This window comes from Pseudomonas kitaguniensis (genome assembly GCF_049199985.1).
Classification (GTDB): domain Bacteria; phylum Pseudomonadota; class Gammaproteobacteria; order Pseudomonadales; family Pseudomonadaceae; genus Aquipseudomonas; species Aquipseudomonas kitaguniensis.
Window position 1 is genome coordinate 15,499 of the sequence record NZ_JBLZPT010000002.1, and the last position, 24,264, is coordinate 39,762.

At 61.0% G+C, this 24,264-nt stretch carries 20 protein-coding genes and 1 pseudogene; 11 read left to right on the forward strand and 10 right to left on the reverse strand.

Going from position 1 to position 24,264, the window contains the following annotated elements:
* Positions 1–154 precede the first annotated feature (154 nt).
* A complete protein-coding gene (locus tag ACOZK9_RS03960) occupies positions 155–445 on the forward strand; it encodes a nucleotidyltransferase family protein (protein WP_058411503.1) in 291 nt (96 codons plus the stop codon).
* Positions 442–786, forward strand: a complete 345-nt coding sequence (locus ACOZK9_RS03965; protein ID WP_058411502.1) for a HepT-like ribonuclease domain-containing protein — start codon at positions 442–444, stop codon at positions 784–786. Before ACOZK9_RS03960 ends, ACOZK9_RS03965 begins: the two co-directional genes overlap by 4 nt.
* Before the next feature lie 37 nt (positions 787–823).
* On the opposite strand, the gene ACOZK9_RS03970 is transcribed toward ACOZK9_RS03965, so the two are convergent.
* Positions 824–2,242, reverse strand: a complete 1,419-nt coding sequence (locus tag ACOZK9_RS03970; protein WP_058411501.1) for a short-chain fatty acid transporter — start codon at positions 2,240–2,242, stop codon at positions 824–826.
* Positions 2,243–2,427: 185 nt separating this feature from the next.
* On the opposite strand from ACOZK9_RS03970, the gene ACOZK9_RS03975 reads away from it, so the two are divergent.
* Positions 2,428–3,717 (forward strand): MFS transporter, encoded by a 1,290-nt coding sequence (locus tag ACOZK9_RS03975; RefSeq protein WP_122249611.1) that lies wholly within the window; start codon positions 2,428–2,430, stop codon positions 3,715–3,717.
* Positions 3,718–3,720: 3 nt separating this feature from the next.
* Here ACOZK9_RS03975 and ACOZK9_RS03980 read toward each other — a convergent pair whose 3' ends face one another.
* Positions 3,721–5,091, reverse strand: coding sequence for a GntT/GntP/DsdX family permease (locus ACOZK9_RS03980; protein WP_058411499.1), 1,371 nt, complete (start codon positions 5,089–5,091; stop codon positions 3,721–3,723).
* Between the two features lie 286 nt (positions 5,092–5,377).
* Between ACOZK9_RS03980 and ACOZK9_RS03985 the strand changes: the two genes are divergently transcribed.
* From ACOZK9_RS03985 to ACOZK9_RS03995, 3 genes are read left to right on the forward strand one after another with little or no spacing between them, the layout of a single operon-like run.
* Entirely contained in the window at positions 5,378–6,565 is a 1,188-nt protein-coding gene (locus tag ACOZK9_RS03985; protein WP_421555406.1) for a TolC family protein, read from the forward strand.
* 18 nt (positions 6,566–6,583) lie between these two features.
* Positions 6,584–7,690 carry an efflux RND transporter periplasmic adaptor subunit gene (locus ACOZK9_RS03990; RefSeq protein ID WP_058411497.1) on the forward strand — a complete coding sequence of 369 codons (1,107 nt, stop codon included), beginning with the start codon at positions 6,584–6,586 and terminating at the stop codon, positions 7,688–7,690.
* An 18-nt stretch (positions 7,691–7,708) separates the two neighbouring features.
* Positions 7,709–10,864, forward strand: coding sequence for a CusA/CzcA family heavy metal efflux RND transporter (locus ACOZK9_RS03995; protein ID WP_421555328.1), 3,156 nt, complete (start codon positions 7,709–7,711; stop codon positions 10,862–10,864).
* Here the strand turns inward: ACOZK9_RS03995 and ACOZK9_RS04000 are convergent.
* The 3 genes from ACOZK9_RS04000 to ACOZK9_RS04010 form a co-directional block, all read right to left on the reverse strand.
* Positions 10,779–12,215 (reverse strand): heavy metal sensor histidine kinase, encoded by a 1,437-nt coding sequence (locus tag ACOZK9_RS04000; protein WP_152751318.1) that lies wholly within the window; start codon positions 12,213–12,215, stop codon positions 10,779–10,781. The genes ACOZK9_RS03995 and ACOZK9_RS04000 overlap by 86 nt on opposite strands.
* Complete coding sequence (locus ACOZK9_RS04005; protein ID WP_058411494.1) at positions 12,212–12,886, reverse strand: heavy metal response regulator transcription factor; 675 nt, start codon at positions 12,884–12,886, stop codon at positions 12,212–12,214. The genes ACOZK9_RS04000 and ACOZK9_RS04005 overlap by 4 nt, the downstream gene beginning before the upstream one ends.
* 359 nt (positions 12,887–13,245) lie before the next feature.
* Positions 13,246–14,565 carry an OprD family porin gene (locus ACOZK9_RS04010; RefSeq protein WP_058411522.1) on the reverse strand — a complete coding sequence of 440 codons (1,320 nt, stop codon included), beginning with the start codon at positions 14,563–14,565 and terminating at the stop codon, positions 13,246–13,248.
* A 226-nt stretch (positions 14,566–14,791) separates the two neighbouring features.
* Between ACOZK9_RS04010 and ACOZK9_RS04015 the strand changes: the two genes are divergently transcribed.
* From ACOZK9_RS04015 to ACOZK9_RS04025, 3 genes are all read left to right on the forward strand, one after another.
* Positions 14,792–15,124: a DUF2790 domain-containing protein gene (locus tag ACOZK9_RS04015; protein WP_058411493.1), complete on the forward strand. Its 333-nt coding sequence runs from the start codon at positions 14,792–14,794 to the stop codon at positions 15,122–15,124.
* A gap of 105 nt (positions 15,125–15,229) precedes the next feature.
* Positions 15,230–16,546 (forward strand): methyl-accepting chemotaxis protein, encoded by a 1,317-nt coding sequence (locus tag ACOZK9_RS04020; RefSeq protein ID WP_421555329.1) that lies wholly within the window; start codon positions 15,230–15,232, stop codon positions 16,544–16,546.
* Between the two features lie 60 nt (positions 16,547–16,606).
* Complete coding sequence (locus ACOZK9_RS04025; RefSeq protein ID WP_421555330.1) at positions 16,607–17,182, forward strand: flavin reductase family protein; 576 nt, start codon at positions 16,607–16,609, stop codon at positions 17,180–17,182.
* 18 nt (positions 17,183–17,200) lie between these two features.
* On the opposite strand, the gene ACOZK9_RS04030 is transcribed toward ACOZK9_RS04025, so the two are convergent.
* The 5 genes and pseudogenes from ACOZK9_RS04030 to ACOZK9_RS04050 all read right to left on the reverse strand — a co-directional run bounded on the left by ACOZK9_RS04030 (position 17,201) and on the right by ACOZK9_RS04050 (position 22,293).
* Positions 17,201–18,010 carry an AraC family transcriptional regulator gene (locus ACOZK9_RS04030; RefSeq protein WP_421555331.1) on the reverse strand — a complete coding sequence of 270 codons (810 nt, stop codon included), beginning with the start codon at positions 18,008–18,010 and terminating at the stop codon, positions 17,201–17,203.
* Between the two features lie 188 nt (positions 18,011–18,198).
* Positions 18,199–18,690, reverse strand: a pseudogene (locus ACOZK9_RS04035) (laccase domain-containing protein); the annotation flags it as partial.
* Between the two features lie 27 nt (positions 18,691–18,717).
* Entirely contained in the window at positions 18,718–20,547 is a 1,830-nt protein-coding gene (gene ggt, locus ACOZK9_RS04040; RefSeq protein ID WP_421555332.1) for a gamma-glutamyltransferase, read from the reverse strand.
* A 36-nt stretch (positions 20,548–20,583) separates the two neighbouring features.
* Positions 20,584–21,363, reverse strand: a complete 780-nt coding sequence (locus tag ACOZK9_RS04045; protein WP_058411487.1) for a PhzF family phenazine biosynthesis protein — start codon at positions 21,361–21,363, stop codon at positions 20,584–20,586.
* Positions 21,364–21,459: 96 nt separating this feature from the next.
* On the reverse strand, positions 21,460–22,293 hold the full coding sequence (locus tag ACOZK9_RS04050) for an EamA family transporter (protein WP_421555333.1): 834 nt from the start codon (positions 22,291–22,293) through the stop codon (positions 21,460–21,462).
* Between the two features lie 371 nt (positions 22,294–22,664).
* Here ACOZK9_RS04050 and ACOZK9_RS04055 point away from each other — a divergent pair, with 371 nt between their 5' ends.
* Complete coding sequence (locus ACOZK9_RS04055; RefSeq protein WP_058411485.1) at positions 22,665–23,177, forward strand: sigma-70 family RNA polymerase sigma factor; 513 nt, start codon at positions 22,665–22,667, stop codon at positions 23,175–23,177.
* Positions 23,174–24,127, forward strand: a complete 954-nt coding sequence (locus ACOZK9_RS04060; RefSeq protein ID WP_082648972.1) for a FecR domain-containing protein — start codon at positions 23,174–23,176, stop codon at positions 24,125–24,127. Before ACOZK9_RS04055 ends, ACOZK9_RS04060 begins: the two co-directional genes overlap by 4 nt.
* The last annotated feature ends 137 nt before the right edge of the window (positions 24,128–24,264 follow it).

The window sequence follows — 24,264 nt, forward strand, 5'->3', positions numbered from 1 at the left end:
GGAAGTCCCTGATGCGTGGTTGTTTCAAGATATTTCGCAGGACGGTAGCAACGCAATGTGACGGAACGAAGACAGTGGCGTCAGGCGTGAGATGTGTCTACGCGTGCCCGGCGCTGCTAGACTGACTCGATAATGGACGTCACCGAGGTGAACCGTGAAACCTTCAATCGCCCTTGAACTGAAACGCGCCGCCGTCAGAGACGTGGTGGGCCGTTTTCGTGTCTCAAACCCGAGAGTATTCGGTTCTGTGTTGCTCGGTACCGATCATGAAGGCAGCGACCTTGATTTGCTCGTCGATGCTCCTCCGGGGACCACACTGTTTGATCTTGGTGGGCTACAGGTTGAGCTTGAGGATTTACTGGGGATCAACGTGGATTTACTGACACCTGCCGATTTGCCCTTGAAGTTTCGCGCAAAAGTGTTGGCTGAGGCTCGGCCGGTATGACCGCGAATCGTCTTGCAGATTACCTGGAGCACATCCGGCAGGCCGCCACTGACGCGATCGGCTTTGTTGAAGGCTTGAGCAAGGAAGAGTTTCTGGAAGACCGGCGTACTCAGCAAGCGGTCGTGATGAGCCTGGTCATCATGGGTGAGGCGTCGACCAAGATCATGGATCAGCACTCGGATTTCACTGTGGTTCACGCACAGGTGCCGTGGCGCAGCATGCGTGGAATGCGCAACCGGATTGCCCACGGTTACTTTGATATCAACCTCGACGTGGTTTGGGACACAATCCAGAACGCCTTACCTGATTTACTGGAGCGCCTTCCTGGCCCTCCAGCCTGAACGCCTCGGTTGCAACAACCGATGCGTGATTTTTTGACTAAGGCATCACCGGCGGCAAATACTTCAGCGTCGTCCCCAACGCCCACAGCAAGAACAACACCAGCGGCGTGTGCACCAGCAACTGCACAAATGAAAACCCGATCAAATCCCGCGCCTTCAACCCCAGCACCCCGAGCAGCGGCAACATATAGAACGGGTTGATCAGGTTCGGCAGCGCCTCGGCCGCGTTATAAATCTGCACCGCCCAGCCGAGGTGGTATTGCAGGTCATTGGCGACTTGCATCACGTAAGGCGCTTCGATAATCCACTTGCCGCCACCCGACGGAATAAAGAAGCCCAGCACCGCCGAATAAACGCCCATCAGCAGCGCGTAGGTGTCATGCGAGGCAATGGAGGTGAAGAAGGTCGAGATATGGTGCGCCAGGGTCTGGCCGTCGCCGCCTTTTACCACGGTCATCAGCGCCGCAATCGAGCCATACAGCGGGAACTGGATCAGCACGCCGGTGGTGGTCGGCACAGCGCGGGCCACCGCATCGAGGAAGCTGCGGGGGCGCCAGTGCAGCAGCGCGCCGACCATGATGAACAGGAAGTTATAAGTGTTCAGCCCCGAGATCGCGCTGATCGCAGGCTTGGTCGAAAACTCATGGAACAGCCAACCGGCCGCCAGTAATGCCAGCAAGATAGTCAGCAATGGGCTGTGTTCCAGCCATTCGCCAGGGCGGGTGGGCGGCTGGATTTTTGGCAGGTTGAACGCCGGGTCGACGCCGCAGGCCTTGGCATCACGAGCACTGTTCGGGCCAGGCGCGGTGGCGTAGGCAATGATCAGCGAGACCACGATCAGCGCCAGCAACAACACACCGGATTGCCACAGGAAGATCGTGTCGGTGAACGGGATCACGCCGGTGATTGACAGAATCGACGGCGGCAAACTGGCCGGGTTGGCCTGCAATTGCGCAGCCGACGACGACAACCCCAGTGCCCATACCGCGCCAAGTCCCAAGTAGGCCGCAGCACCAGCGGCGCGGTAGTCCATGCGCAAATCCGTACGCCGCGCAAGTGCACGCACCAGCAAACCGCCGAACACCAGGGACAACCCCCAGTTCAGCAGTGAGGCAACCATGGAAATCAGCGCCACCCACGCCACCGCCGAGCGGCCGTTTTTGGGGATGCGCGCCAAGCGGTCAATCAGCTTCACCGCAGGCGGTGAACTGGCCACCACATAACCGCCGATTACCACGAAGGCCATCTGCATGGTGAACGGGATCAGGCTCCAAAACCCGTCCCCAAAGGCCTTGGCGGCTTCTGTTGGCGCCGCGCCCATGCCCAAGGTCGCTACGGTGACGATGATCACGGCGAGGGCGGCAAATACCCACGAGTCTGGAAACCAGCGTTCGGCGAAGTTGGAACAGCGCAGGGCAAATCGGGCATAGCGGCTTTCTTCGATAGCATCGGCCACGAGTCTTTCCTCTTGTAATTATTATGGTGTTGGCAGTTTTACGGCATGTTCCGCTACGGCCATTGATATGGGAATGCAGTTATCTTCATCGATCCATGAGTAAAACAAATATATCTGTCGTGATTGCCATGATTGGGCTCAGCTCATAACCTGCACGCCATTTTGTTTGTCTGCCGAGCCTTCACATGACTGCCACCTTTGCTTCACAGGCGCAGCGTTTTTCCCGCTCCGACTACAAAACCCTGGGCCTGGCCGCCCTCGGCGGTGCCCTGGAAATCTACGACTTCATCATCTTCGTGTTCTTTGCGCTGACCCTCAGCCAACTGTTCTTCCCACCCGAAATGCCCGAATGGCTGCGCCTGCTGCAAAGCTTCGGCATTTTTGTTACCGGCTACCTGGCGCGCCCGCTGGGCGGCATTTTGATGGCGCACTTCGCCGATCACTTGGGGCGCAAACGCGTGTTCAGCCTCAGCATTCTGATGATGGCGTTGCCCTGCCTGCTGATCGGGATCATGCCGACCTACGCGCAAATTGGCTATTTCGCGCCGCTGATCCTGTTGGTGCTGCGTGTGCTGCAAGGCGCCGCGGTGGGCGGCGAAGTCCCGAGTGCCTGGACCTTCGTCGCCGAGCACGCGCCGCCCCATCACCGTGGCTACGCCTTGGGCTTCCTGCAAGCCGGCCTGACCTTCGGCTACCTGCTCGGCGCACTCACCGCCACGCTGCTGGCGCAGGTGTTCACGCCTGCCGAAATTCTCGACTATGCCTGGCGCTTTCCCTTCCTGTTGGGCGGCGTATTCGGCGTGATCGGCGTGTGGCTGCGCCGCTGGCTCAACGAAACCCCGGTGTTCCTTGAAATGCAGGCGCGCCGCCAAGCCGCCGCCGAAATGCCACTGCGCACCGTGCTGCGTGACCATCGCGCGGTGCTGCTGCCGGCGATGATCCTCACCTGCGTGCTCACCTCCGCCGTGGTGGTACTGGTGGTCATCACCCCGACCCTGATGCAAAAAACCTTCGGCATGAGCCCCAGCCATACGTTTGCGTTGAGCGCGTTGGGTATCGTCTTTTTGAATATCGGCTGTGTACTCGCAGGCCTGCTGGTCGACCGCATCGGCGCCTGGCGTGCCGTGCTGGTCTACAGCCTGTTGCTGCCCGTCGGCATCGCGATTTTGTACGCCAGCCTGATCAACGGCGGTATCTGGCTGGGCGCGGCGTATGCCGTGGCGGGCTTGAGTTGCGGAGTTGTCGGCGCGGTGCCGTCGGTGATGGTCGGCCTGTTTCCGGCGCCGGTGCGGGTGTCGGGAATTTCCTTCACCTACAACATTGCCTACGCGCTGTGGGCGAGCACCACGCCACTGCTATTGATAGCGCTGATGCCGACCCGCCCGTGGATTTGCGTGGGGTACTGCGTGGTGATGGGCGCGGTGGGCGTTGCGAGTGTGGCGCTGTTCAGCAAACGCCACACGTTGGCCGCCTGAGGGTTACGTCAAAAAGTACCAAAGCAACAGCGTGCCCACCAGGCCGACCACCGAGACAATGGTTTGCAACACCGACCACACCCAGATCGTCTGCTTCAGTTGCAAACCAAAATACTCACGCACCATCCAGAACCCGGCGTCGTTGACGTGGCAAAAGAACACTGAGCCTGCGCCAATCGCCAGCGCCACCAATGAACTCTGCGTAGCCGCCAGCCCGGCCATCATCGGCGCGAGGATGCCCGCAGTTGTGGTGGTGGCAACTGTTGCCGAACCGGTGGCCTGGCGCAGGGCCACGGCGATCAACCATGCGAGTAATAAATACGGCATGTGCGCGCCTTCGGCGACTTTGCTGATGGTTTGGCTGACGCCTGCGTCCAGCAAGGTTTGCTTGAGGCCACCGCCAGCGCCGATGGTCAGCAGCAACACGGCAATCGGCGCCAGGGCTTTGCGCAGGGTGTTGCCGACGTCTGCGCGTGGCATGCCGGCGGCCCAGCCCAGGCAGACCACCGCAGCGATCACCGCCAGGCCGAGGGCGATCAGCGGTTCACCGAGAAATTTCAAGGTCAGGGCCACCGGGCTTTCCGCTGCCATGGCGACCTTGGCCAAGGTGCTGCCGAGCATCAGGATGACCGGCAGCAAGATGATCAGCAGCGACACCCCAAAGCTTGGCTGGCGCGGCGCCTTGGGCGGCGCGCTGAACAGCGCACCGATCTCGGCCGGTGCTTCCACGTGCATGCGTTTGGACAGCCAATTGCCGTAGAGCGGCCCGGCGAGGATCACCGCAGGCACTGCCAGGCAAAAGCCCAGCAACATGGTCAGGCCCAAGTCGGCGTGCAGCGCGCCCACTGCAATCAGCGGCCCCGGATGCGGCGGCATCAGGGCGTGCAGGGTGGTCATGCCGGCAAGCGCCGGGATGGCGATTTTCAGCAGCGGCTGGTTCGAACGCTTGGCCATTACAAAGATGATTGGCACCATCATCACCAGGCCCACTTCGAAGAACAGCGGCAAGCCAATCACCATGGCCACCAGCGCCATTACCCACGGCAGTGATTTGCCCTTGCCCAGCCCGAGCAGCGTGGTGGCGATGCGGTCGGCCGCGCCGGATTCCGCCATCAACGCGCCGAGCATTGAGCCCAGGGCGATGATGATCCCGGCTTCACCGAGAATCGCCCCGGCGCCTTTGCTGAACGCCTTGGCGACGTCTTCGGGCGGCAAGCCGGCGCCGACACCGGCGATAAAGGTGCCGATCAAAATCGACAGGAACGGTGGCAGCTTGGTTGCGCTGATCAACACAATAATGCTGGCAATGGCCAGTAGCACGCAGAACATCAAGCGGGTGTCGTGAACCATCCACGCAGCAGTCGATAACGCCAAAACGGAGCTCCTTAGCGAACAGGGTGGGAAATATGTTTCTTTTTGTTTCCTGCTCGAAAAGCATACCTGATACCGCGCTGGCCAAGTGCGCTTGTGCGGTTTTGGTGCGATCAGGGGTGGCGGGCCAAAAATGCCGCACCAGAGCTGTTACTGTCGGATTTGTAATCTTTCCTCCACCGGCCTGATAAGTCCCGAAAGCTACATTGCCCCCGCTGGGAAACCTCAGCGACTTTATGGGCGTGGAACTCTCGATATGGCTTTTTCGGTAAACATACGGGTGGCGGCGATGGCGTTGTGGGTGGCCGCAAGTGCTGCTCAGGCGCAAACCCTCACCCTTGATGCAGCCCTGCAAACCGCCTTCGCCAACAACCCCGACCTGGCCGCCGCACAATGGGAAATCGACATTGCCCAAGGCGCTCGCCAGCAGGCGGGCTTGATCCCCAACCCGGTGGCCTCGTGGGATGCCGAAGACACTCGGCGTAGCACGCGCACCACCACCGTCAAACTCAGCCAAACCCTGGAACTGGGCGGCAAACGCGGTGCGCGGATTGACGTGGCGACCGGCGCTCAGGACGCTGCCGCGCTGACGTTGGAGCAGCGTCGCAACGGCCTGCGCGCCGATGTGATCGACAGCTACTACGGCGCTTTGCGTGCTCAGGAGCGCCTCGACCTGGCGCAACGCTCAATGACCGTTGCCGAGCGTGGCCTGGTTGTCGCGAAGGGGCGCGTGACTGCCGGCAAATCATCGCCGGTGGAAGCCACCCGCGCGCAGGTGCAGTTGTCGCAGATTCGCCTGGAGCTGAATCGCGCGCAGATCGGCCTAAGCGATGCCTACCGCCGCCTCGCCGCCAGCACCGGCAGTGCTGCGCCTGAGTTTCAGGCCGTGGCTACACAACGCCAGTCTGCGCCGCCGTTGCCGGCCTCCGCAGCATTGCTCGCGCGTCTTGAGCAAACCACCGAGGTGCGTTTGGCCGAGCTGCATATCCGCCAGAGCGAGGCCAGCGTCGGCCTGGAAAAAGCCCAGCGCATTCCCGACCTCGATGTTTCCATCGGCAGCCAATACGACGCCAGCGTGCGTGAGCGGGTGAACCTGGTGGGCGTGTCGATGCCGATTCCGTTGTTCAACCGCAACCAGGGCAACGTGCTGGCCGCCAGCCGCCGCGCCGATCAGGCCCGCGACCAGCGTAACGCCGTCGAACTGCGCCTGCGCACCGAAACACGCCAGGCCCTGGACCTGTGGCAAACCGCAGAGACCGAAGTGCGCACCTTCAACGAACAGATCCTGCCCGCCGCGCAAAACGCCGTGGACAGCGCCACGCGCGGTTTCGAAATGGGCAAATTCAATTTTATCGACGTGCTCGACGCCCAGCGCACCTTGATCGCTGCACGCACCGACTACCTCACGGCGACCGCTCAGGCCACCGAAGCGTGGGTGCGCATCGAACGGATTTACGGCGACCTTGCCCGGTTTTGATTTTTTCTGGAGCCACCTATGAATACAAAGTACGCCACGGCGCTGGCCGTGGCCCTGGGCCTGATGCTGTGCGGTTTTGCCAGCGCCGACGAAGAAGAAGGCGAGCTCGAACTCACCGAACAGCAGATCCAGGCTGCAGGTATTCAACTCGCCGAGGCCCAACCCCGCGCGATCAGCACGCTGCTCACGCTGCCGGGGGAAGTGCGTTTTGATGAAGACCGCACCTCGCACATCGTGCCGCGTGCGGCCGGCGTGGTGGAATCGGTCACGGTCAACCTCGGCCAGTCGGTGAAAAAAGGTGAGTTATTGGCCGTGATCGCCAGCCAGCAAATTTCCGATCAGCGCAGCGAACTGGCCGCCAGCGTGCGCCGGGTTGAACTGGCGCGCACTACCTTTCAGCGCGAGCGCCAACTGTGGAAGGACGAAATCTCTGCCGAGCAGGATTACCTGCTGGCGCGCCAGACCTTGCAAGAAGCCGAGATTGCGCTGAACAACGCCCGCCAAAAGATGACCGCTCTCAGTGGCAGCGCGGTATTGGTGGGCGGCAATCGCTACGAGCTGCGTGCCCCGTTCGCCGGCGTGGTGGTCGAAAAACACCTGGGTGTGGGCGAGGTCGTCAGTGAAACCAGCAACGCCTTCATCCTCTCGGACCTGTCTCAGGTGTGGGTCACCTTCGGTGTGTTCCCCAAGGACCTGAACAAGGTACGCGTGGGCAAACCGGTGAACGTCAGTTCTACCGAAATGGGCACCGAGGTGCGCGGCACCGTGGCGTACGTTGGCAATTTGCTGGGTGAGCAGACGCGTACGGCCACCGTGCGCGTGGCGGTGCCCAACCCCGACGACACGTGGCGCCCGGGGCTGTTTGTGACCGTGCAAGTGGCCACCGACACCTACCAGGCGAAAGTCACCGTGCCGCAAAGCGCGATCCAGACCGTTGAGGACAAACCCTCGGTGTTCGAACGCACGGAGCACGGCTTTGTTACCCGTCACCTTGAGCTGGGCGTGAGTGAAAACGGCTACGTCGAAGTGCGCAAAGGCCTGAACGCCGGCGCGCAGGTGGCCACCGTCGGCAGCTTCGTTCTCAAGTCCGAACTGGGCAAAGGCTCGGCCGAGCACGCCCATTGATCCTGCGAGTGATTCCCCATGTTTGAGCGCCTTATTCAATTTGCCATCGAGCAGCGCATCATCGTGCTGTTGGCGGTGCTGTTAATGGCCGGTGTCGGTATCGCCAGCTATCAGAAGTTGCCCATCGACGCGGTGCCCGACATCACCAATGTGCAGGTGCAGGTCAATTCGGCGGCGGCCGGGTTTTCGCCGCTGGAAACCGAACAGCGCATTACCTTCCCAATAGAAACCGCGATGGCCGGGTTGCCGGGGTTACAGCAGACACGCTCGTTGTCGCGCTCCGGTCTGTCGCAGGTGACGGTGATTTTCAAAGACGGCACCGACTTGTTTTTCGCCCGCCAGTTGGTTAACGAGCGCCTGCAAGTTGCTCGCGAACAATTACCCACCGGCATCGAAACGGCGATGGGGCCGATTTCCACCGGGCTCGGGGAGATTTTCCTGTGGACGGTTGAGGCCGAAGACGGCGCGCGCAAAGAGGATGGCACGCCGTACACGCCGACCGACCTGCGGGTGATTCAGGACTGGATCATCAAGCCGCAACTGCGCAACGTGCCGGGTGTGGCCGAGATCAACACCATCGGCGGCTTCGCCAAGGAATACCAGATCGCCCCGGACCCCAAGCGTCTGGCGGCGTACAACCTGACGCTGGGCGATTTGGTCACGGCGCTTGAGCGCAACAACGCGAATGTCGGCGCCGGTTACATCGAGCGCAGCGGCGAACAGTTGTTGATCCGCGCACCGGGGCAGGTGGCGTCGATTGATGACATTGCCAACATCGTCATCACCACCTCGGGTGGCACGCCGATTCGCGTGCGCAATGTGGCGGAAGTTGAAATCGGCCGCGAGCTGCGCACCGGCGCCGCCACCGAAAATGGCCGGGAAGTGGTGCTGGGCACGGTGTTCATGTTGATCGGCGAGAACAGCCGCACCGTGTCCCTGGCGGTGGCGAAAAAGCTCGAAGAAATCAACCGTTCGCTGCCTGAAGGCGTGGTGGCGGTGACCGTCTACGACCGTACCAACCTGGTCGAAAAAGCCATTGCCACGGTGAAGAAAAACCTCTTTGAAGGTGCACTGCTGGTCGTCGCCGTGCTGTTCCTGTTTTTGGGCAATATCCGCGCGGCGCTGATTACCGCGATGGTGATTCCGCTGGCAATGTTGTTCACCTTTACCGGGATGTTCACCCACAAAGTCAGCGCCAACCTGATGAGCCTCGGCGCGTTGGACTTCGGCATTATCGTCGACGGCGCGGTGGTGATTGTCGAGAACGCCATCCGCCGCCTGGCCCACGCGCAGCAGCGCCACGGCCGGCTGTTGACGCGCAGCGAGCGCCTGCACGAAGTGTTCGCGGCGGCCAAAGAGGCGCGACGCGCGTTGATCTTCGGGCAACTGATTATCATGGTGGTGTACCTGCCGATCTTTGCCCTCACCGGCGTGGCCGGGAAGATGTTCCACCCCATGGCCTTCACCGTGGTGATCGCGCTGTTGGGCGCGATGATTTTGTCGGTGACCTTTGTACCGGCGGCGATTGCGTTGTTCGTTACCGGCAAGGTCAAGGAACAAGAAAACCTGGTGATGCGCACGGCACGCCGGGCCTACGCGCCGGTGCTGGATTGGGTGATGACGCGCCGTCCGCTGGTGTTCGGCCTGGCGCTGCTGACCATCGTGGTTTCGGGTGCAGTGGCCAGCCGCATGGGCAGCGAATTTATCCCCAGCCTCAGTGAGGGCGACTTCGCCCAGCAGGCGCTGCGCGTGCCGGGCACCAGCCTGACGCAATCGGTGCAGATGCAGCAGCAACTGGAAAAAACCTTGATGGCGCAGGTGCCCGAAATCGAGCGCGTGTTCGCGCGTACCGGCACCGCAGAAATCGCCTCCGACCCGATGCCGCCGAATATTTCCGACAGCTACCTGATGCTTAAACCCAAGGAGCAGTGGCCTGACCCGAACAAGTCCCGCGAGGTGCTGATCGCCGACATTCAGCGCGCCAGCGCGATAGTGCCCGGCAGTGCGTATGAACTGTCGCAACCGATCCAACTCAGGTTTAACGAGCTGATTTCCGGGGTGCGCAGTGATGTCGCGGTCAAGGTGTTTGGTGACGACATGGCGGTGCTGAACAAGACCGCTGCGGAAATCGCCGAGACCTTGCAAAAGCTTGAGGGCGCCTCGGAAGTAAAAGTGGAACAAACCTCCGGCCTGCCGGTGCTGACCATCAATATTGACCGCGACAAGGCCGCGCGTTTTGGCCTGAACGTCGGCGATGTGCAGGACACCATTGCCGTCGCGGTGGGTGGTCGCCAGGCCGGAACATTGTATGAAGGTGATCGGCGTTTCGACATGGTCGTGCGGTTGTCCGACGCGCTGCGCACCGACATCGAAGGGCTTTCGCGGTTGCTGATCCCGGTGCCGGCGCTGGCCAGCAATGCGTCAGGCCAATTGGGCTTTATCGCCTTGTCGCAAGTCGCCAGCCTGGACCTGGTACTCGGCCCCAACCAGATCAGCCGCGAGAACGGCAAGCGCCTGGTGATTGTCAGCGCCAACGTGCGCGGGCGCGACATCGGCTCGTTTGTCGAAGAGGCCGAGTCCGCCATCAGCCGCGAGGTAAAAGTGCCGGCGGGTTATTGGACCACGTGGGGCGGCCAGTTCGAACAGTTGAAGGAAGCGTCCGAGCGCTTGCGCGTGGTGGTGCCGGTAGCATTGCTGCTGGTGTTCGGGTTGTTGTTCATGATGTTTAACAGCCTCAAAGACGGCTTGCTGGTGTTCACCGGCATTCCTTTTGCGTTGACCGGCGGCATCATGGCGTTGTGGTTGCGCGATATTCCGCTGTCGATTTCGGCAGGGGTCGGCTTTATCGCGCTGTCGGGCGTGGCCGTGCTTAACGGCTTGGTGATGATCGCGTTCATCCGCAACCTGCGCGAGGAAGGGCGTTCGTTATCCGTGGCGATCAACGAAGGCGCGCTGACCCGCTTGCGCCCGGTATTGATGACTGCGCTGGTGGCGTCTCTCGGGTTTATTCCGATGGCGTTGGCCACCGGCACCGGCGCTGAAGTGCAGCGGCCATTGGCGACGGTGGTGATCGGCGGGATTATTTCTTCTACGTTGCTGACCTTGCTGGTGCTGCCGGCGCTGTACCAGTGGGCGCATCGCAAGGAAGAGGAAACACCAGGCGAAACTGCGTAACACCACCGGGCGGGCTGCGTACCTCAGCCTGCCCCTGGTGCAAGGTCATGATCGACTGCACGATGGCCAGGCCCAGGCCAGTGCCGCCCTCGGTGCGTGCGCGGCTGCTGTCGACGCGGTAGAAACGTTCGAACAGGAGTGGCAAGTGTTGCGCCTCGATCCCGGGGCCAGGGTTACTTACCGACACAGACACCTCGTCCGCATAGGTCTCCACCCACAGCGAAATATGCGCGCCCGCCGGGCTGTGGCGGATCGCATTCGACAGCAGGTTCGAGAGTGCACGTTGAATCATCAAGCGGTCGCCCTGCACTTGGGCATCGCCGCTGAGGGTGACGGTGAGTTGTTTGTCTTCGGCGCTCAGGGCGAACAAATCCATTACCCTATTTGCCTCAACCGCCAGCGACACGTCGGTGAATGAAGCCCGCGCCGCCGGGTGGCTGACCTGCGCCAGAAACAGCATATCGGAGACAATGCGCGCCAGGCGCTCCAACTCCTCGCTGTTGGATTCCAGCACCGCTTTGTACTCCTCTGGCGGGCGCTGGCGCGAGAGTGTCACCTGCACCTTGCCCATCAGGTTGGTCAGCGGCGCGCGTAATTCGTGGGCCAGGTCATCAGAGAATTGCGACAGTTGCTGCACGCCCGCGTCCAGCCGGTTGAGCATCACGTTAAAGCCTTGCGCCAGCTCGCCCAGCTCATGCGGCAGGTTGTCGACGGCCAAGCGATGGGTCAGGTTTTGCGTGGTGACTTTGGCCGCCACATGGCTGAACTGTTTCAACGGTGCGAGCCCGCGTTGCACCAGCCACCAGGCACCCATGCCGATCAGCAGCAGCAGCAGCGGCAGCGCGATTACCGTGGCGCGCAGGTAAGCACTGAGCAGCGCCTGGTCGTCCATGCGGTCCAGCGACAACAGCACGCGTACGCGCTCGCCGCTGGCCAGGCGCATCAGGCTGGAAGCCGTCAGCACTTGGTTGTCATTGTTGTCGGCCCAATTGCGGTAGCCGAGGGTTTCGCGCGGCGAGAAGTCTGTCAGCAACGGCTCTTGAGGCTTGGCGCCGATGCTCAGCAGCACGCTTTCGTCGGGCGCGGTGCCGACGATGGTCAGGTAGAAATTGTCATGCCCGATGACCAGGTCCAGCAGTGAATGCGGGCGGGCGCGGATGGCGCGGGCATCCATGCCTTGGGACAGGCTGTGCTGGATCTGTTCCATCTTGCTTTCGAGGCCCTTGCGCGCGAGTTTTTCCAGCTCGTGTGTCAGGGCCAGGTACGCCAGGGTCGCGAGCAACAGCACCAGGCCTGCGCCCATCAAGCTGACCGTCAAGCCCAGGCGCATCGACAAACTGCCGGGTTTCATGCGCGTACCTCCAGCACATAACCCACGCCGCGAATGGTGTGTATCAGCTTGACCTCGCTTTGGTCATCGACCTTGGCGCGCAGGCGGCTGATGGAGACTTCCACCACGTTGGTGTCGCAGTCGAAATTCATGTCCCACACCAGCGAAATAATCTGTGTGCGGGTCAGCACTTCGCCGGTCTGGCGCATCAACACCTGCAGCAGGGCGAATTCCTTGGTGGTCAGGTCGATACGCCGGGTGCCGCGGTACGCGCGATGGCGGCGGGGGTCGAGTTCCAGGTCCGCGACACGGAACACTTCCGGCTGCGGGATATGCTCGCTGCGCCGCAACAGCGTGCGTACGCGTGCGAGTAATTCGGGAAACTCGAAGGGTTTTACCAGGTAATCATCGGCGCCCATGTCGAGGCCCTTGATCTTGTCGGCCAGCCGGCCACGGGCGGTCAGCATCATCACGCGCTGGCTGCCATTGCGGCGCAATTGTTCGAGCACTTCCCAGCCATCCTTGCCCGGCAGGTTGACGTCAAGAATCACCAGCTCGTAGGCGTGTTGCCCGGCGAGGTGCAGGCCGTCGATGCCATTGGCTGCACAGTCGACCACATAGCCACTTTCATTCAGGCCTTGTTGCAGGTAGTCGGCGGTTTTTTGCTCGTCCTCAACCACAAGGATACGCATAGGGATTTACCTTTTACTGATGAGAGAAGGGCGCCATTTCCCTATGGAGTCAGGTGTCTTTGGAGTAGGAGAATTCTGAATCGTGAAGTAGCTTCAGGGTCAACTGCGACCATTGGTCGCGACCCTCCCGCAACGTGAAAAAAAAACGCCCCAGCGGGGCGTTAAAATTCATCTCTTTCCAAAGGAGCTACACAACCGCTTCAGAGATGAATGTGCTCGGTTAAAACAAAGTGTGTACGAGTATATAAAGCTAAACTTAACGGCAAGCTGGGGCGAATATTACAGTTTTGATAGATGGCAAACTGTGAGCAGATGTTAGTTAACCACTAACAACTGTAAGCGCTCACCGGCATGCTTGTTCAAAGTGCCAGTAATGGGTACTCGGCGATCAAGCGGATCTCTTCAAGGTCGGACTCGAATGCACTTGAGCGCACGGTGGCCTGACGCAACCGCAGCGACAAGTCCTTCAGGTTGCCGCTTTGCACCACGTACTTGGCCTCGACGTCGCGCTCCCAGCGGCGTTGATCAGTCAGCGGGTTGCCCGCTGCATCACGGCGCATGTACACCGAGTTGGCATTGCTGTAATCGGCGCCGGTGCCTTTTGCGTAACGGGTCATGAACGACAGGCCGGGAATGCCGAAGGTGTGCATGTCCAGATCGTAACGCAGCATCCACGAGCGCTCCTTGGGCGAGTTGAAATCGCTGTACTGGATCGAGTTATTAAGAAAGATCGAGTCCGACTGGCGCAGGTAATCGAAGTCGTCATCGCCGTTATTGCGCTGATGCGACAACGCCACGCTGTGCGCGCCGGCCTTTACCCCGAGCCTTGCGCTCCAGATGGAGTTGTCGAATTTACCCAGCCGCTGTTTACCTTCGTCCACCGCCTTGTAGTAATTGAAGTCGCCGAATAACGACACATCGTCGGTCAGCGGGTAACTGGCGGTGGTGCCGAGGTAATACTGATCCCATGCATCCTTCAACCGGCTGCTGTACAGGCTTACGCCGAGGTGTTTGTTGAGCTGGTAATCGCCGCCGAAATAGCCGACCCACGGCGAGTCGACCTTGCCCGCATAGAACGTCGCAAAGCCATTGTTCATGCCGCTTTCGCTGGGTTGGCTCATGCCGCTCAGGTGTCCGCCTTGCACGCTCAACCCTTCAACGCTGGTGTTGTGTACGGTGACGCCGCGAAAGCTTTGCGGCAATAGACGCGAGTCGCCAGCGGCCACCACCGGCGTGGCGGGGAATACATCGCCGGCTTTGATAACGGTGTCGAGTACGCGAAATTTCGCCGCGCCACCGACTTTGCTGTAGCTGCTTTGCGGGTGATTGTTGCTGTCTACCGGCAGTACGCCGAACGAGCCCTTGCCGCCGCTGCGGCCGGTGCCGGAGTCGAGTTTGAGGCCGTACATCACAAATGCATCCAGGCCAAAACCCACGGTGCCTTGGGTAAAGCCGGATTCGAATGTGCCGATCAAGCCTTGTGCCCACGCCTCGGAATACCCATTGCCGGTGGGGCTGGACTGGCCCTTGCGGTCATCGCGGTTGAAGTAAAAATTGCGTGCCAGCACGTTGGTGCTGCTGCCTTCGATGAAACCTTCGGGCGTGTCTTCCACGGCTGCGGCTGCCAGGGGCAGTACGGCTAACAGTGAAAGGGGAAGTGTGTAAGCAATAATGCGCATGTTTCGCTCCTGGGTGTTGGCAGTTATCGGCTGCTTATTGGCGTGGGCGTTCTTATTGATTTGGCCCGGGCTGATAGTTGCAAACAGCGGTTAACGACTTCGTTGCGCGAACATTACAAAATTGGAAGCTAGCGGCCTTCTAACAGATACGTAATGTTTTGGTGAACTTGGCGACAGGCTTGATTGAGTAATCTCGTTACTTAACTTTTCAGTCGAGGAACCTGTCATGAACGTTTATAAAATTGGCCTGGGTGTATTAACTGCAGTCTTGTCCTTTGGCGCAGTGGCCGAGGGCGGCGGTGACCGTACCTTTGCCCTGATGATGGAGCGCAATCAAGCAGCCATGGCGGCGTACGCCGAGAAAAAGGGCAAGCCGGCACCCGAGCTGCAGGCGTATCGCTACGGCATGAAGCTGGACATTGCCAAGGTGGTCAACGTCACGCCGCCGATCCGTTCGTGCAATCCGGTGCCCTCGCGCATGACCTATGAAGACTCCAGCGGCAAGCTGAACACGCTTGAATATCAAGTGATGGGTGTGTGCCGAAACAACGGCGGTTAATGGATCCAAAAAAACAATCGGGTTTGGCGTTAAAGAGCGCTTCAGAAAACCCTGGCAGCGCCGATGCAGGTCAGGTCTCTCTCCCAATACGGCCATCGGTGCACCATGTTCAACACCCGTTTGAAACAGGAGCTGTCGGCTCTTCGTGAAGAGTTGTCCAGCTTGAATCAGGTTAAGGAGAGCCTGGAAAGTGAAATGTTGTGCCTGACGCTGGACGCGGAAGGCCGGGTGGAGTGGGCGAACGCCAACTTCCTGCAGGAACTGGCCTATCAGGCGACGAACATTGTGGGGCGCCGGATTGATGACTTGGTGCCGCCACACGTGCGCCAAGACGAATTTCAGCTGCGCTTCAAGAATGCTTTGCTACGCGGTGAACACTTCGCCGGCACCGTGCGCTTGCTGCGGGGTAACGGTAAGGAGGCGTGGTTGCGCTCTATCGTGCAACCGCTGCGTGGCTCGGATGGGCGCGTTCAGCGATTTTCGATTTACTCAAGCGACCTCACCCGCACCATTGAAGCTTCGCGCGATCATGAAAACCTGATCACCGCGCTGGTGCGTTCCACGGCGGTTATCGAGTTCGACCTCGGCGGCCATGTGCTCACTGCCAACGACCGGTTTCTCGGGGGCATGGGCTACAGCCTGGCGCAAATCGTCGGTAAACATCACCGTATGTTCTGCGAGCCAGCGGAATACAACAGCGCTGAATACCAGAGTTTCTGGAGCCGCTTGAACGCGGGTGAGTTTGTTGCCGCGCGCTTCAAGCGCATCGACAGCCATGGTCGTGTGGTGTGGCTGGAGGCGACCTATAACCCGGTGCTGGATGCAAATGACCGGCTGTATAAAGTGGTCAAGTTCGCCACGGTGATCACCGACCAGGTCAACCAGGAACAGGCCGTGGCCGAGGCTGCCAATATGGCCTACAGCACCTCGCGGCAGACCGACAGCAGTGCCCAGCGCGGCACCACCGTGGTGACTCAGGCGGTGGACGTGATGCGTGACTTGGCCAAGCACATGCAACAGGCCGGTGATGGCATTGAGGCGCTGAACGCCCAGTCCCAAGTGATCGGCACCATCGTAAAAACCATCAGCGGCATCGCCGAACAAACCAACTTGCTGGCGCTTAACGCGGCCATCGAAGCGGCCCGTGCCGGTGAGCAAGGCCGTGGTTTTGCGGTGGTAGCCGATGAGGTGCGTCAATTGGCCTCGCGTACCAGCAAGGCGACCGAGGAAATCGTCGGTGTGGTGCGTCAAAACCAGGAGACGGTTCGCGACGCGGTGAGCTTGATGACCGAAGGCCGCCTGCAAGCCGAGCACGGCTTGGCGCTGGCGACCGAGGCCGGCACGGTGATCGTCGAAATCCAGGACGGTGCGCAAAAAGTGGTCAGCGCGGTCGAGCAATTCGCCAATCAGCTGTCGAGCTGACACGTGGGGCTCATGCTTGAGGTATCGTTGGGTTTTTCTTGCTTAAAGAGCCGATCCTCCATGAGCCCTACTTACCGTCGCCCCGTTCCGCTGTCCAAGGCCTACCGCTTGCTCAACCACGGGCCGACCGTGTTGGTGAGCGCGGCCCACGCTGGCCAGCGCAATATCATGGCCGCGGCCTGGGCCATGCCAGTGGATTTCGAACCGCCCAAAGTTGCCGTGGTACTCGACAAGTCCACCTGGACCCGCCACCTCCTGGAAGGCGCAGGCACCTTCGTGCTTCAGGTGCCCTGCGTGGCCCAGGCTGACCTTGTGCAGGCGGTCGGTAACATCAGCGGCCGCGACACCGATAAATTCGCCACCTACGACCTGCACACATTCAGTGGCGAACACACCGCAGCGCCGCTGCTGGAAGGGTGCGTGGCGTGGCTGGAATGTCGCGTGCTGCCCGAGCCGCACAACCAGCAAACCTATGACTTGTTCCTCGGTGAAGTGCTCGCAGCGTATGCCGATGTGCGGGTGTTCAGCGACGGGCATTGGCACTTCGACGGTCATGATCAATTGCGCACCTTGCACCACGTGGCGGGCGGGAATTTCATGGCAATCGGCGCGCCGGTGATCGGGCGCCAGTTGTAAACCTTGCCCGCGTGCATCTCAACGCCCGAGCATCTTCACCCAGCGCGACGGCGGCATGCCGTAGGTGCTGCGAAATTGCCGGGTCATATGGCTTTGGTCAGTAAAACCGGCAGTCATCGCCGCGTCCACCAACGGTTGGCCTTGCGCCAGCAGGCTGCGCACCAGGTCCAACCGCCGCATGATCAAGTAGCGGTAGGGGCTGGTGCCGAATAACAAACGAAAATCGCGCGATAACGCCCAGCGATCACGGCCGCAATGGTCGGCCATTTGATCCAGGCTGATGCTGCGGCCTAACGCGCTGTGAATAAATTCCCTGGCGCGTTCGGCGGCCACGTAATCGAAGGATTTACGGCTGACGATCACGCCCGCCGATGCGCTCAGCGCCTGGGCCAGGTCGTAGAGCGCGTCTTGCTCCTGCAGCGGATCAATCGGGCAGTCCAGGCTTTGCAGTAACACGTCGCTGGCGCGAAACAACCTCGGGTCCGTCGACAGGCCGTTGTGGATAAACGGTAACGGCCTGCCGCCGAGAATCTGTTGGATCAGCGCCGGCTCCACATAAATCATGCGGTACTTGAAGCCTTCCACGCTGCTGGCGCGACCGTCGTGGGTTTCGTCGGGGTGAATCACCATGGTCGTACCGGGCAAGCTGTGGGTCATGCAGCCGCGGTAATGAAAACTCTGCACGCCGAACAGCGTACGCCCGATGGCGTAGGTGTCATGGCGATGCGGGTCGAACGCGAACCCGGCAAAGTACGCCTCGATACGGTCTACGCCACTGGCGTGCGGAGCGCGGTGCAGCCAGTCCAGCGTGGAGTTCGGTTTGCCCATGATGGCTTGTCACACATAAATGGCGGTTAAAACACGTTAACCCAGTCTGCGCGGGTTGTGTGGCGAGGTCTTGAACGATTGTGCAGGTTGCCGGCAGGCGGGTTGGGCATCATTTCGAGTGAGCGCATGGGCAGCCTCTACAGCCGCTCGCGCACATGGCTCGACCGGTTTGCCGGTGGTTGTTACCTCAGCAACGGTGCCGGCTGCTCGAAATACCACGGGGCGGGTGCGCCTTGCCACACATGGCCCTGGTCTGCCTGAAACTGCGCGATAAAGCCCTCACTCACCTCATAACAGCACGGTTTGATCGAAGGGCCGATAGCCACCCGCAATTGGTCTGCAGCAAAGCCCCCGGCGGCAAAGCGCCGTATGGCCGTGGCGATGATGCCGCCTTGTAAACCCTTCCAGCCGCCATGCACCGCAGCGACTTGCTCGGCGTTTTTTGATGCAATAAGAATCGGCAGGCAATCGGCGGTAATCACCGCGATCGGTTGCTGCGTGCGGGTAAACACGCCGTCCGCTTCAAGCGTGTTAGTCAACTGATCCGGCTGCCATTCAATCACCGACGCGCTGTGCACCTGCTTGCAAATGAACACTGCAGCCGGGCGCAGCGGATCATTGATCGAACAAAAACCGTGATCGATGCCGGGAAGGGCACCGAGATTATTGGCGTGCTGCACGAGGACTTTCTCCGTTGATTAACCGGCTCAATCGCCGAGTGCCTCGCCTTCACGCCGAGGGTCGGCGCCGCCGCTCAGCGACACCTTGCCTTGGGTATCCCGCGTGCGCACGATGGCTTGAATGCCGCTGGTCATGTCGATTTCGCTCAACGCGTGGCCTCGGGCCCTGAGTGCTTGCTTTAACGCCGGGCTGAACAAACCGGCTTCGAGTTCGGTCGCGCCGTTGCGGCTGCCAAAGTTCGGCAGGCTGATGGCGGCTTGCGGATCGAGGTTCCAGTCGAGCATCGCGACCAGCGATTTGCTCACGTATTCGATGATCTGCGAGCCACCCGGTGAACCCACCGTGGCCAGCAACTCACCGCTCTTGCGGTCGAACACCAGGGTTGGCGCCATGGCTGAGCGCGGGCGTTTGCCAGGCTCGACGCGGTTGGCCACGGGCTGGCCGTTTTCTTCGGGGATGAACGAGAAGTCGGTCATCTGGTTGTTCAGCAAAAAGCCCTGCACCATCACGTGGGAGCCGAACGCGGCCTCCACCGTGGTGGTCATCGACACCGCGCCGCCCTGGTCATCGACGGCCACCACTTGCGAGGTGGAAATGCGCAGCGGCGAGCGGTCCGGCGCGTACGCCACTTGGATGCCGGCAGGCGTGCCCGGCGTGGCGGTGCCCATGCTGCGCTCGCCGATCAGCGCGGCGCGTTTGGCCAGGTAATCCGGCGCGACGAGGCCCGCGGTCGGCACCGGCACAAAGTCGGCATCGGCGACGTATAAACCACGGTCAGCGAAGGCCAGTCGACCCGCCTCGGCAAGCAGGTGCACGGCCTCGGGTGTCGGTTCAAGGCCCGCGGGCGATGTGCTTTTCAGCGGTTTCATCGGTGCGATGGCAAGGCGCGGGTCGCGCGCCTCAACGGCCTGCAAGGTGCCGAGGATCTGCGCAACCGCAATCCCGCCCGACGACGGCGGTGGCATGCCGCACACTTGATACTGCTTATAGTCGGTGCACAGCGGCGTGCGCTCTTTGGCGGTATAGGCCGTAAGGTCGGCCTGTGACAGGCTGCCCGCATTGCGGTTGCCCTGGACTTTGCGCGCGATTTCATCGGCAATCGGCCCACGGTACAGCGCGTCCGGGCCTTCCTTGGCGATACGCTTGAACACGGCCGCCAGCGCCGGGTTTTTCAGCAGTGTGCCGGTGGCTTTAGGCGTGCCGTCGGCGTTCAGGAAGTAGGCCGCCATCTCCGGTGACTGCGCGATGTAACGGTCGGCGGCGATCAGCGCGTGCAGGCGCGGGGAAATCGCAAAGCCTTGCTCCGACAAACGAATCGCCGGTTCAAACAGCGTGGCCCATGGCAAGTGCCCGGTCTGCTTGTGCGCCATCTCCAGGGCGCGTAAAACCCCCGGCGTGCCGACCGAACGGCCACCTATTTGCGCTTCGGTAAACGCCATCGGCGTGCCGTTGGCGTTCAGGAACAACCGCTCAGTGGCACCGGCCGGCGCCGTTTCGCGGCCATCATACGCGTGCACTTTTTTGCCGTCCCACAGCATGATGAACGCGCCGCCGCCGATGCCGGAAGACTGCGGCTCCACCAGGGTCAACACCGCCTGCATCGCAATCGCTGCATCAATGGCCGAGCCGCCCTGGCGCAACATCTCGCGCCCGGCCTCGGCCGCCAGCGGGTTGGCGGCGGCGGCCATATGGCGCTCGGCGTGGCGGGTGCTGAGGTCGGTGCGATAACCCGAACCCACCTCCGGTGCCGGCGGTTGTTCATTGGCCGGGGTGTGACAGCCGGCCAGGGCGAGGGCGGCGGCAATCATCGACAGTTGACGGCGGGAAATCGAAAACACGCGTTGAACTCCGTTCATTGTGAGAATGATCTGTTGTTCCTGGGGCCGTACTTTTTACACGTAAATGCAGCCTTGCAGGTAAAGCACCGCTGCGCCTGAAATGATCACGCGGTCGCCTTTAAGCTCGCAACGCAACTGCCCACGGCGTGTGCCGCCCTGTTCAGCGGTCAGCAACGACTTGCCCAGGCGCTCGGCCCAGAACGGTGCCAGCGAGGTGTGCGCGGAGCCGGTAACGGGGTCTTCATTGACGCCGACGTTGGGGCCAAACCAACGGGAAATAAAATCAAACCGCGTGCTTTTGGCCGTTACCGCGATCCCGCGTTTGGGCAAGCCTTTGAGGCGCGCGAAGTCCGGTGTCAGGGCTGCAACCTGTGCCTCATCGTCGACCAGAACGATGTAGTCATCGGCGGCAAATACTTGCGCGTGCTCAAGCCCCAACGCGCTCAACAGTCCGCTGGGCGGCTCGCACTGCTGAGGTTGCCTGGCCGGAAAATCCATCGCCAGTTCGTCGCCATTGCGGGTCACACGTAGCTCGCCGCTGCGGGTGGCAAAACGCAGCACCTCAGGCGCCTTCGGCAACTGATGAATCAACACCCACGCCGCTGCCAGCGTGGCATGGCCGCACAGGTCGACTTCAACCTGAGGGGTGAACCAGCGCAATTCATAGCCTTCGCCCTGCGGCACGAAGAACGCGGTCTCCGACAGATTGTTTTCCTCCGCAATGCTCTGCAATAGCGCGTCAGGCAGCCATTCGGTCAGCGGGCAAACGGCCGCCGGGTTGCCGCCAAAAGGCTGTTGGCTGAAAGCATCGACTTGGTAGATGTCCAATTTCATCGGGGGCGCTCCTTGTAGGGGAGGCTGGACACTAACAGTGGGCCCGAAGGGCGTCAAAATACAGATACGCAGTTTTTTCGAGCGCATTAGCTGCGTTCAGCCCAGGCGCAACAGCATTGCCCCCGCTGCAATGACGCACGCTGCAACAATGCGCCCTCGCGTAAGATGTTCTTTCAGCACCCACGCCGAGATCACCACGCCAAACAGAATCGACGTTTCGCGCAGCGCCGAAACGCTGGCGATGGGGGCCATGGTCATCGCCCACAGGGCCAAACCGTATGACGCCAGCGTGCCAACCCCGCCGACCACGCCGAGCCGCCAGTGGCGAGTGGCGTAGTCGCAGAACACAGCACGCCGTGTGGCCAGCGCCCAAGCCGCCAGCGGGATGCCGGTCAGCAAAAAAATCCACAGTGTGTAGGCCGCAGGCGCGCCAGATTTACGCACGCCCACGCCGTCGATAAGTGTGTAGCCCGCGATCACACCCGCGTTGATCAGGGCCAGCACCACGCCTTTTCGTTGCTCGGCAGATGGCGCAGCGGCCATGCTCAAAATGCCGAGGGAGATCACCGCAATACCCAGCCAAGCGAACGTCGACAAGGCTTCGGACAACACACACACGCTCACCGTGGCCACCAGCAGCGGCGCGGTGCCGCGCATGATCGGGTAGGTTTGGCTCATGTCGGCAATGCGGTAAGTCGAGGCAACCAGCACAAAATACAGCACCTGAAAAATCACCGATGCGCCGATAAATGGCCAGCTCTGTTTGGCCGGCAATTCAAGAAACGGAATAACCGTGAAGGCAATCAGGGACGCGATGGAGGTAATCATGCACGTGGTCAGCAACTTGTCGCCGCCACCTTTGACCACTGCATTCCAGGTGGCATGCAGCGCGGCGCCGAGCAGGATGATGGCAAATACATGGAGGCTCATACTGGGTGATTGGCGCGGTTGATCAGCGACGTCAACACGTGGTCGGCCCATGCGCCATTGATCTTGAGGCACGCCCGTTGTGTGCTGATGCCGTGGGTGGGGAATTGACGGTTCACGTTGCGCCTCCGTGGTTGAGGGCGAGTATGCCTCAGGGCTTTTCCCGAGGCATAAAAATCCGCTTGCCGTGGGGTTGCGCCCAGTTCCAGGCGTCCCGGTCTTGCAAAGGTGCATATGTCAAATGTGCAGGTCTTTGCAATTTTTTATTCTTTCCGTATCTACGTGCCCTTCATGCAGAGTCCGACCTTTAGCGATGAATTTTCATCGTTCCTTAACGGCAAGGCTCAATAGCCGTTTTCCGCACGGAGCACGCAATGAGTGTGAATCAGAACCTGCACTTCGGTCTGATTGGGCAGATGTTCAAGAGCGATTACAGCTGGTTATGCGCGCGCGTCAGCCGCGCAATGGACTGCCCGCACGGTGCGCAGGACATTGCGTCGGAAACGTTTTTGCGCGTATTGGCGTTGCCGGACCCGTCGGCCATTCGTGAGCCGCGGGCGTTATTGACAACTATTGCACGGCGGCTGATGTATGAGGGCTGGCGTCGACAAGACTTGGAAAGGGCGTATCTGGAGACACTGGCCCAGGCGCCGCAACTGGCGCATCCGTCGCCGGAGGAGCGCTTGTTGTTGATCGAGACGCTGCTGGAGGTTGATCGCTTGCTCAATGGTTTGTCGGCCAACGCCCGCGCGGCGTTTTTGTATCACCAGTTGGACGGGTTGACCTACGCGCAAATCGGCGAGCGCTTGCAGGTGTCGGTGAGCCGGGTGCAGCAGTACATGGCGGATGCATTCAAGCGCTGTTACTTGGCGATGGAGCACGCGTGAGCGGCGCGGCGCCGGATGAGGCGATGATCGATGAGGCGGCGCAGTGGATGGCGCTGTTGCAGTCGGGGCATGCCAGTGCGCAGGAGCAATTGGCGTTCAGCCGCTGGCGCGAGTCGGACCCACGGCGCGAGGAAGTGTTGAGTCGCATGGGGGCGGGCATGGCGGTGCTGGGCAATGAGGACCTGCGGCGCATGCCCAGGGACAGCTTGTTGCACACCTTGAGTGCGCCCTCGGGGCGGCGGCAGTTTTTGCGCAATACCCTGGCGCTGGCGGGCTTTGTATCGTTGGCCGGGTTGGTCACGCGGTTGTCGGACCGTTGGACGCCGGCGGGTACCTTGAGCACCGCCACCGGCGAGCGCTTGAACGTGACGCTGGGTGACGGCAGTGCGTTGTCGCTGGCGGCGCGCAGCCGGGTGGTGGCGTTATTTGATCCTCAGCAGCGGCTGTTGAAATTGCTCGAAGGGCAGTTGCTGGTGGATGTGGCCAGGGACAGCGCGCGGCCGTTTGTGGTTGAAACCGCTGACGGGCGCATGCGCGCATTGGGCACGCGTTTTCTGGTGCAACAGCAACCGAACCAGACGCAAATCACCTTGCTGCATTCCCAAGTGGAAATCACCACCCGCGACGGCGCCAGGCAAATCATCCAGGCTGGCCAGCAGGCAACGTTCAATGCCCAAGGCATTCTGTCGCTGCACGCTGCGACGGGTGATGAAGCAGCCTGGACGCAAGGGCTGCTGGAAGTGCGCAACCGCACGCTGGGTGAGGTCGTGGAGGCGCTGCGCGACTATCGGCGCGGCATTATTCGGGTCAGCCCGCAGGCAGCGCGCTTGCGGTTGAGCGGTATTTTCCCGCTGGACGACACCGGCAGCGCTCTGCAATTACTGGCCAGCTCCTTGCCGGTGCAGGTCGACTATCACAGCGCGTATTGGGTCAGCATCGACCTGCGCTGAAAAAATAAATGCGCGGCCCTCTATAAAAACGCCGTGGTTGTTGCACAACCCTGCAGCAGTCACGGGTTTGCCCAATCACTGCCGTCGGCACGCAGCGTTATAAACTCATGCTTAAACGGCCTATCGCGGGCCTATAA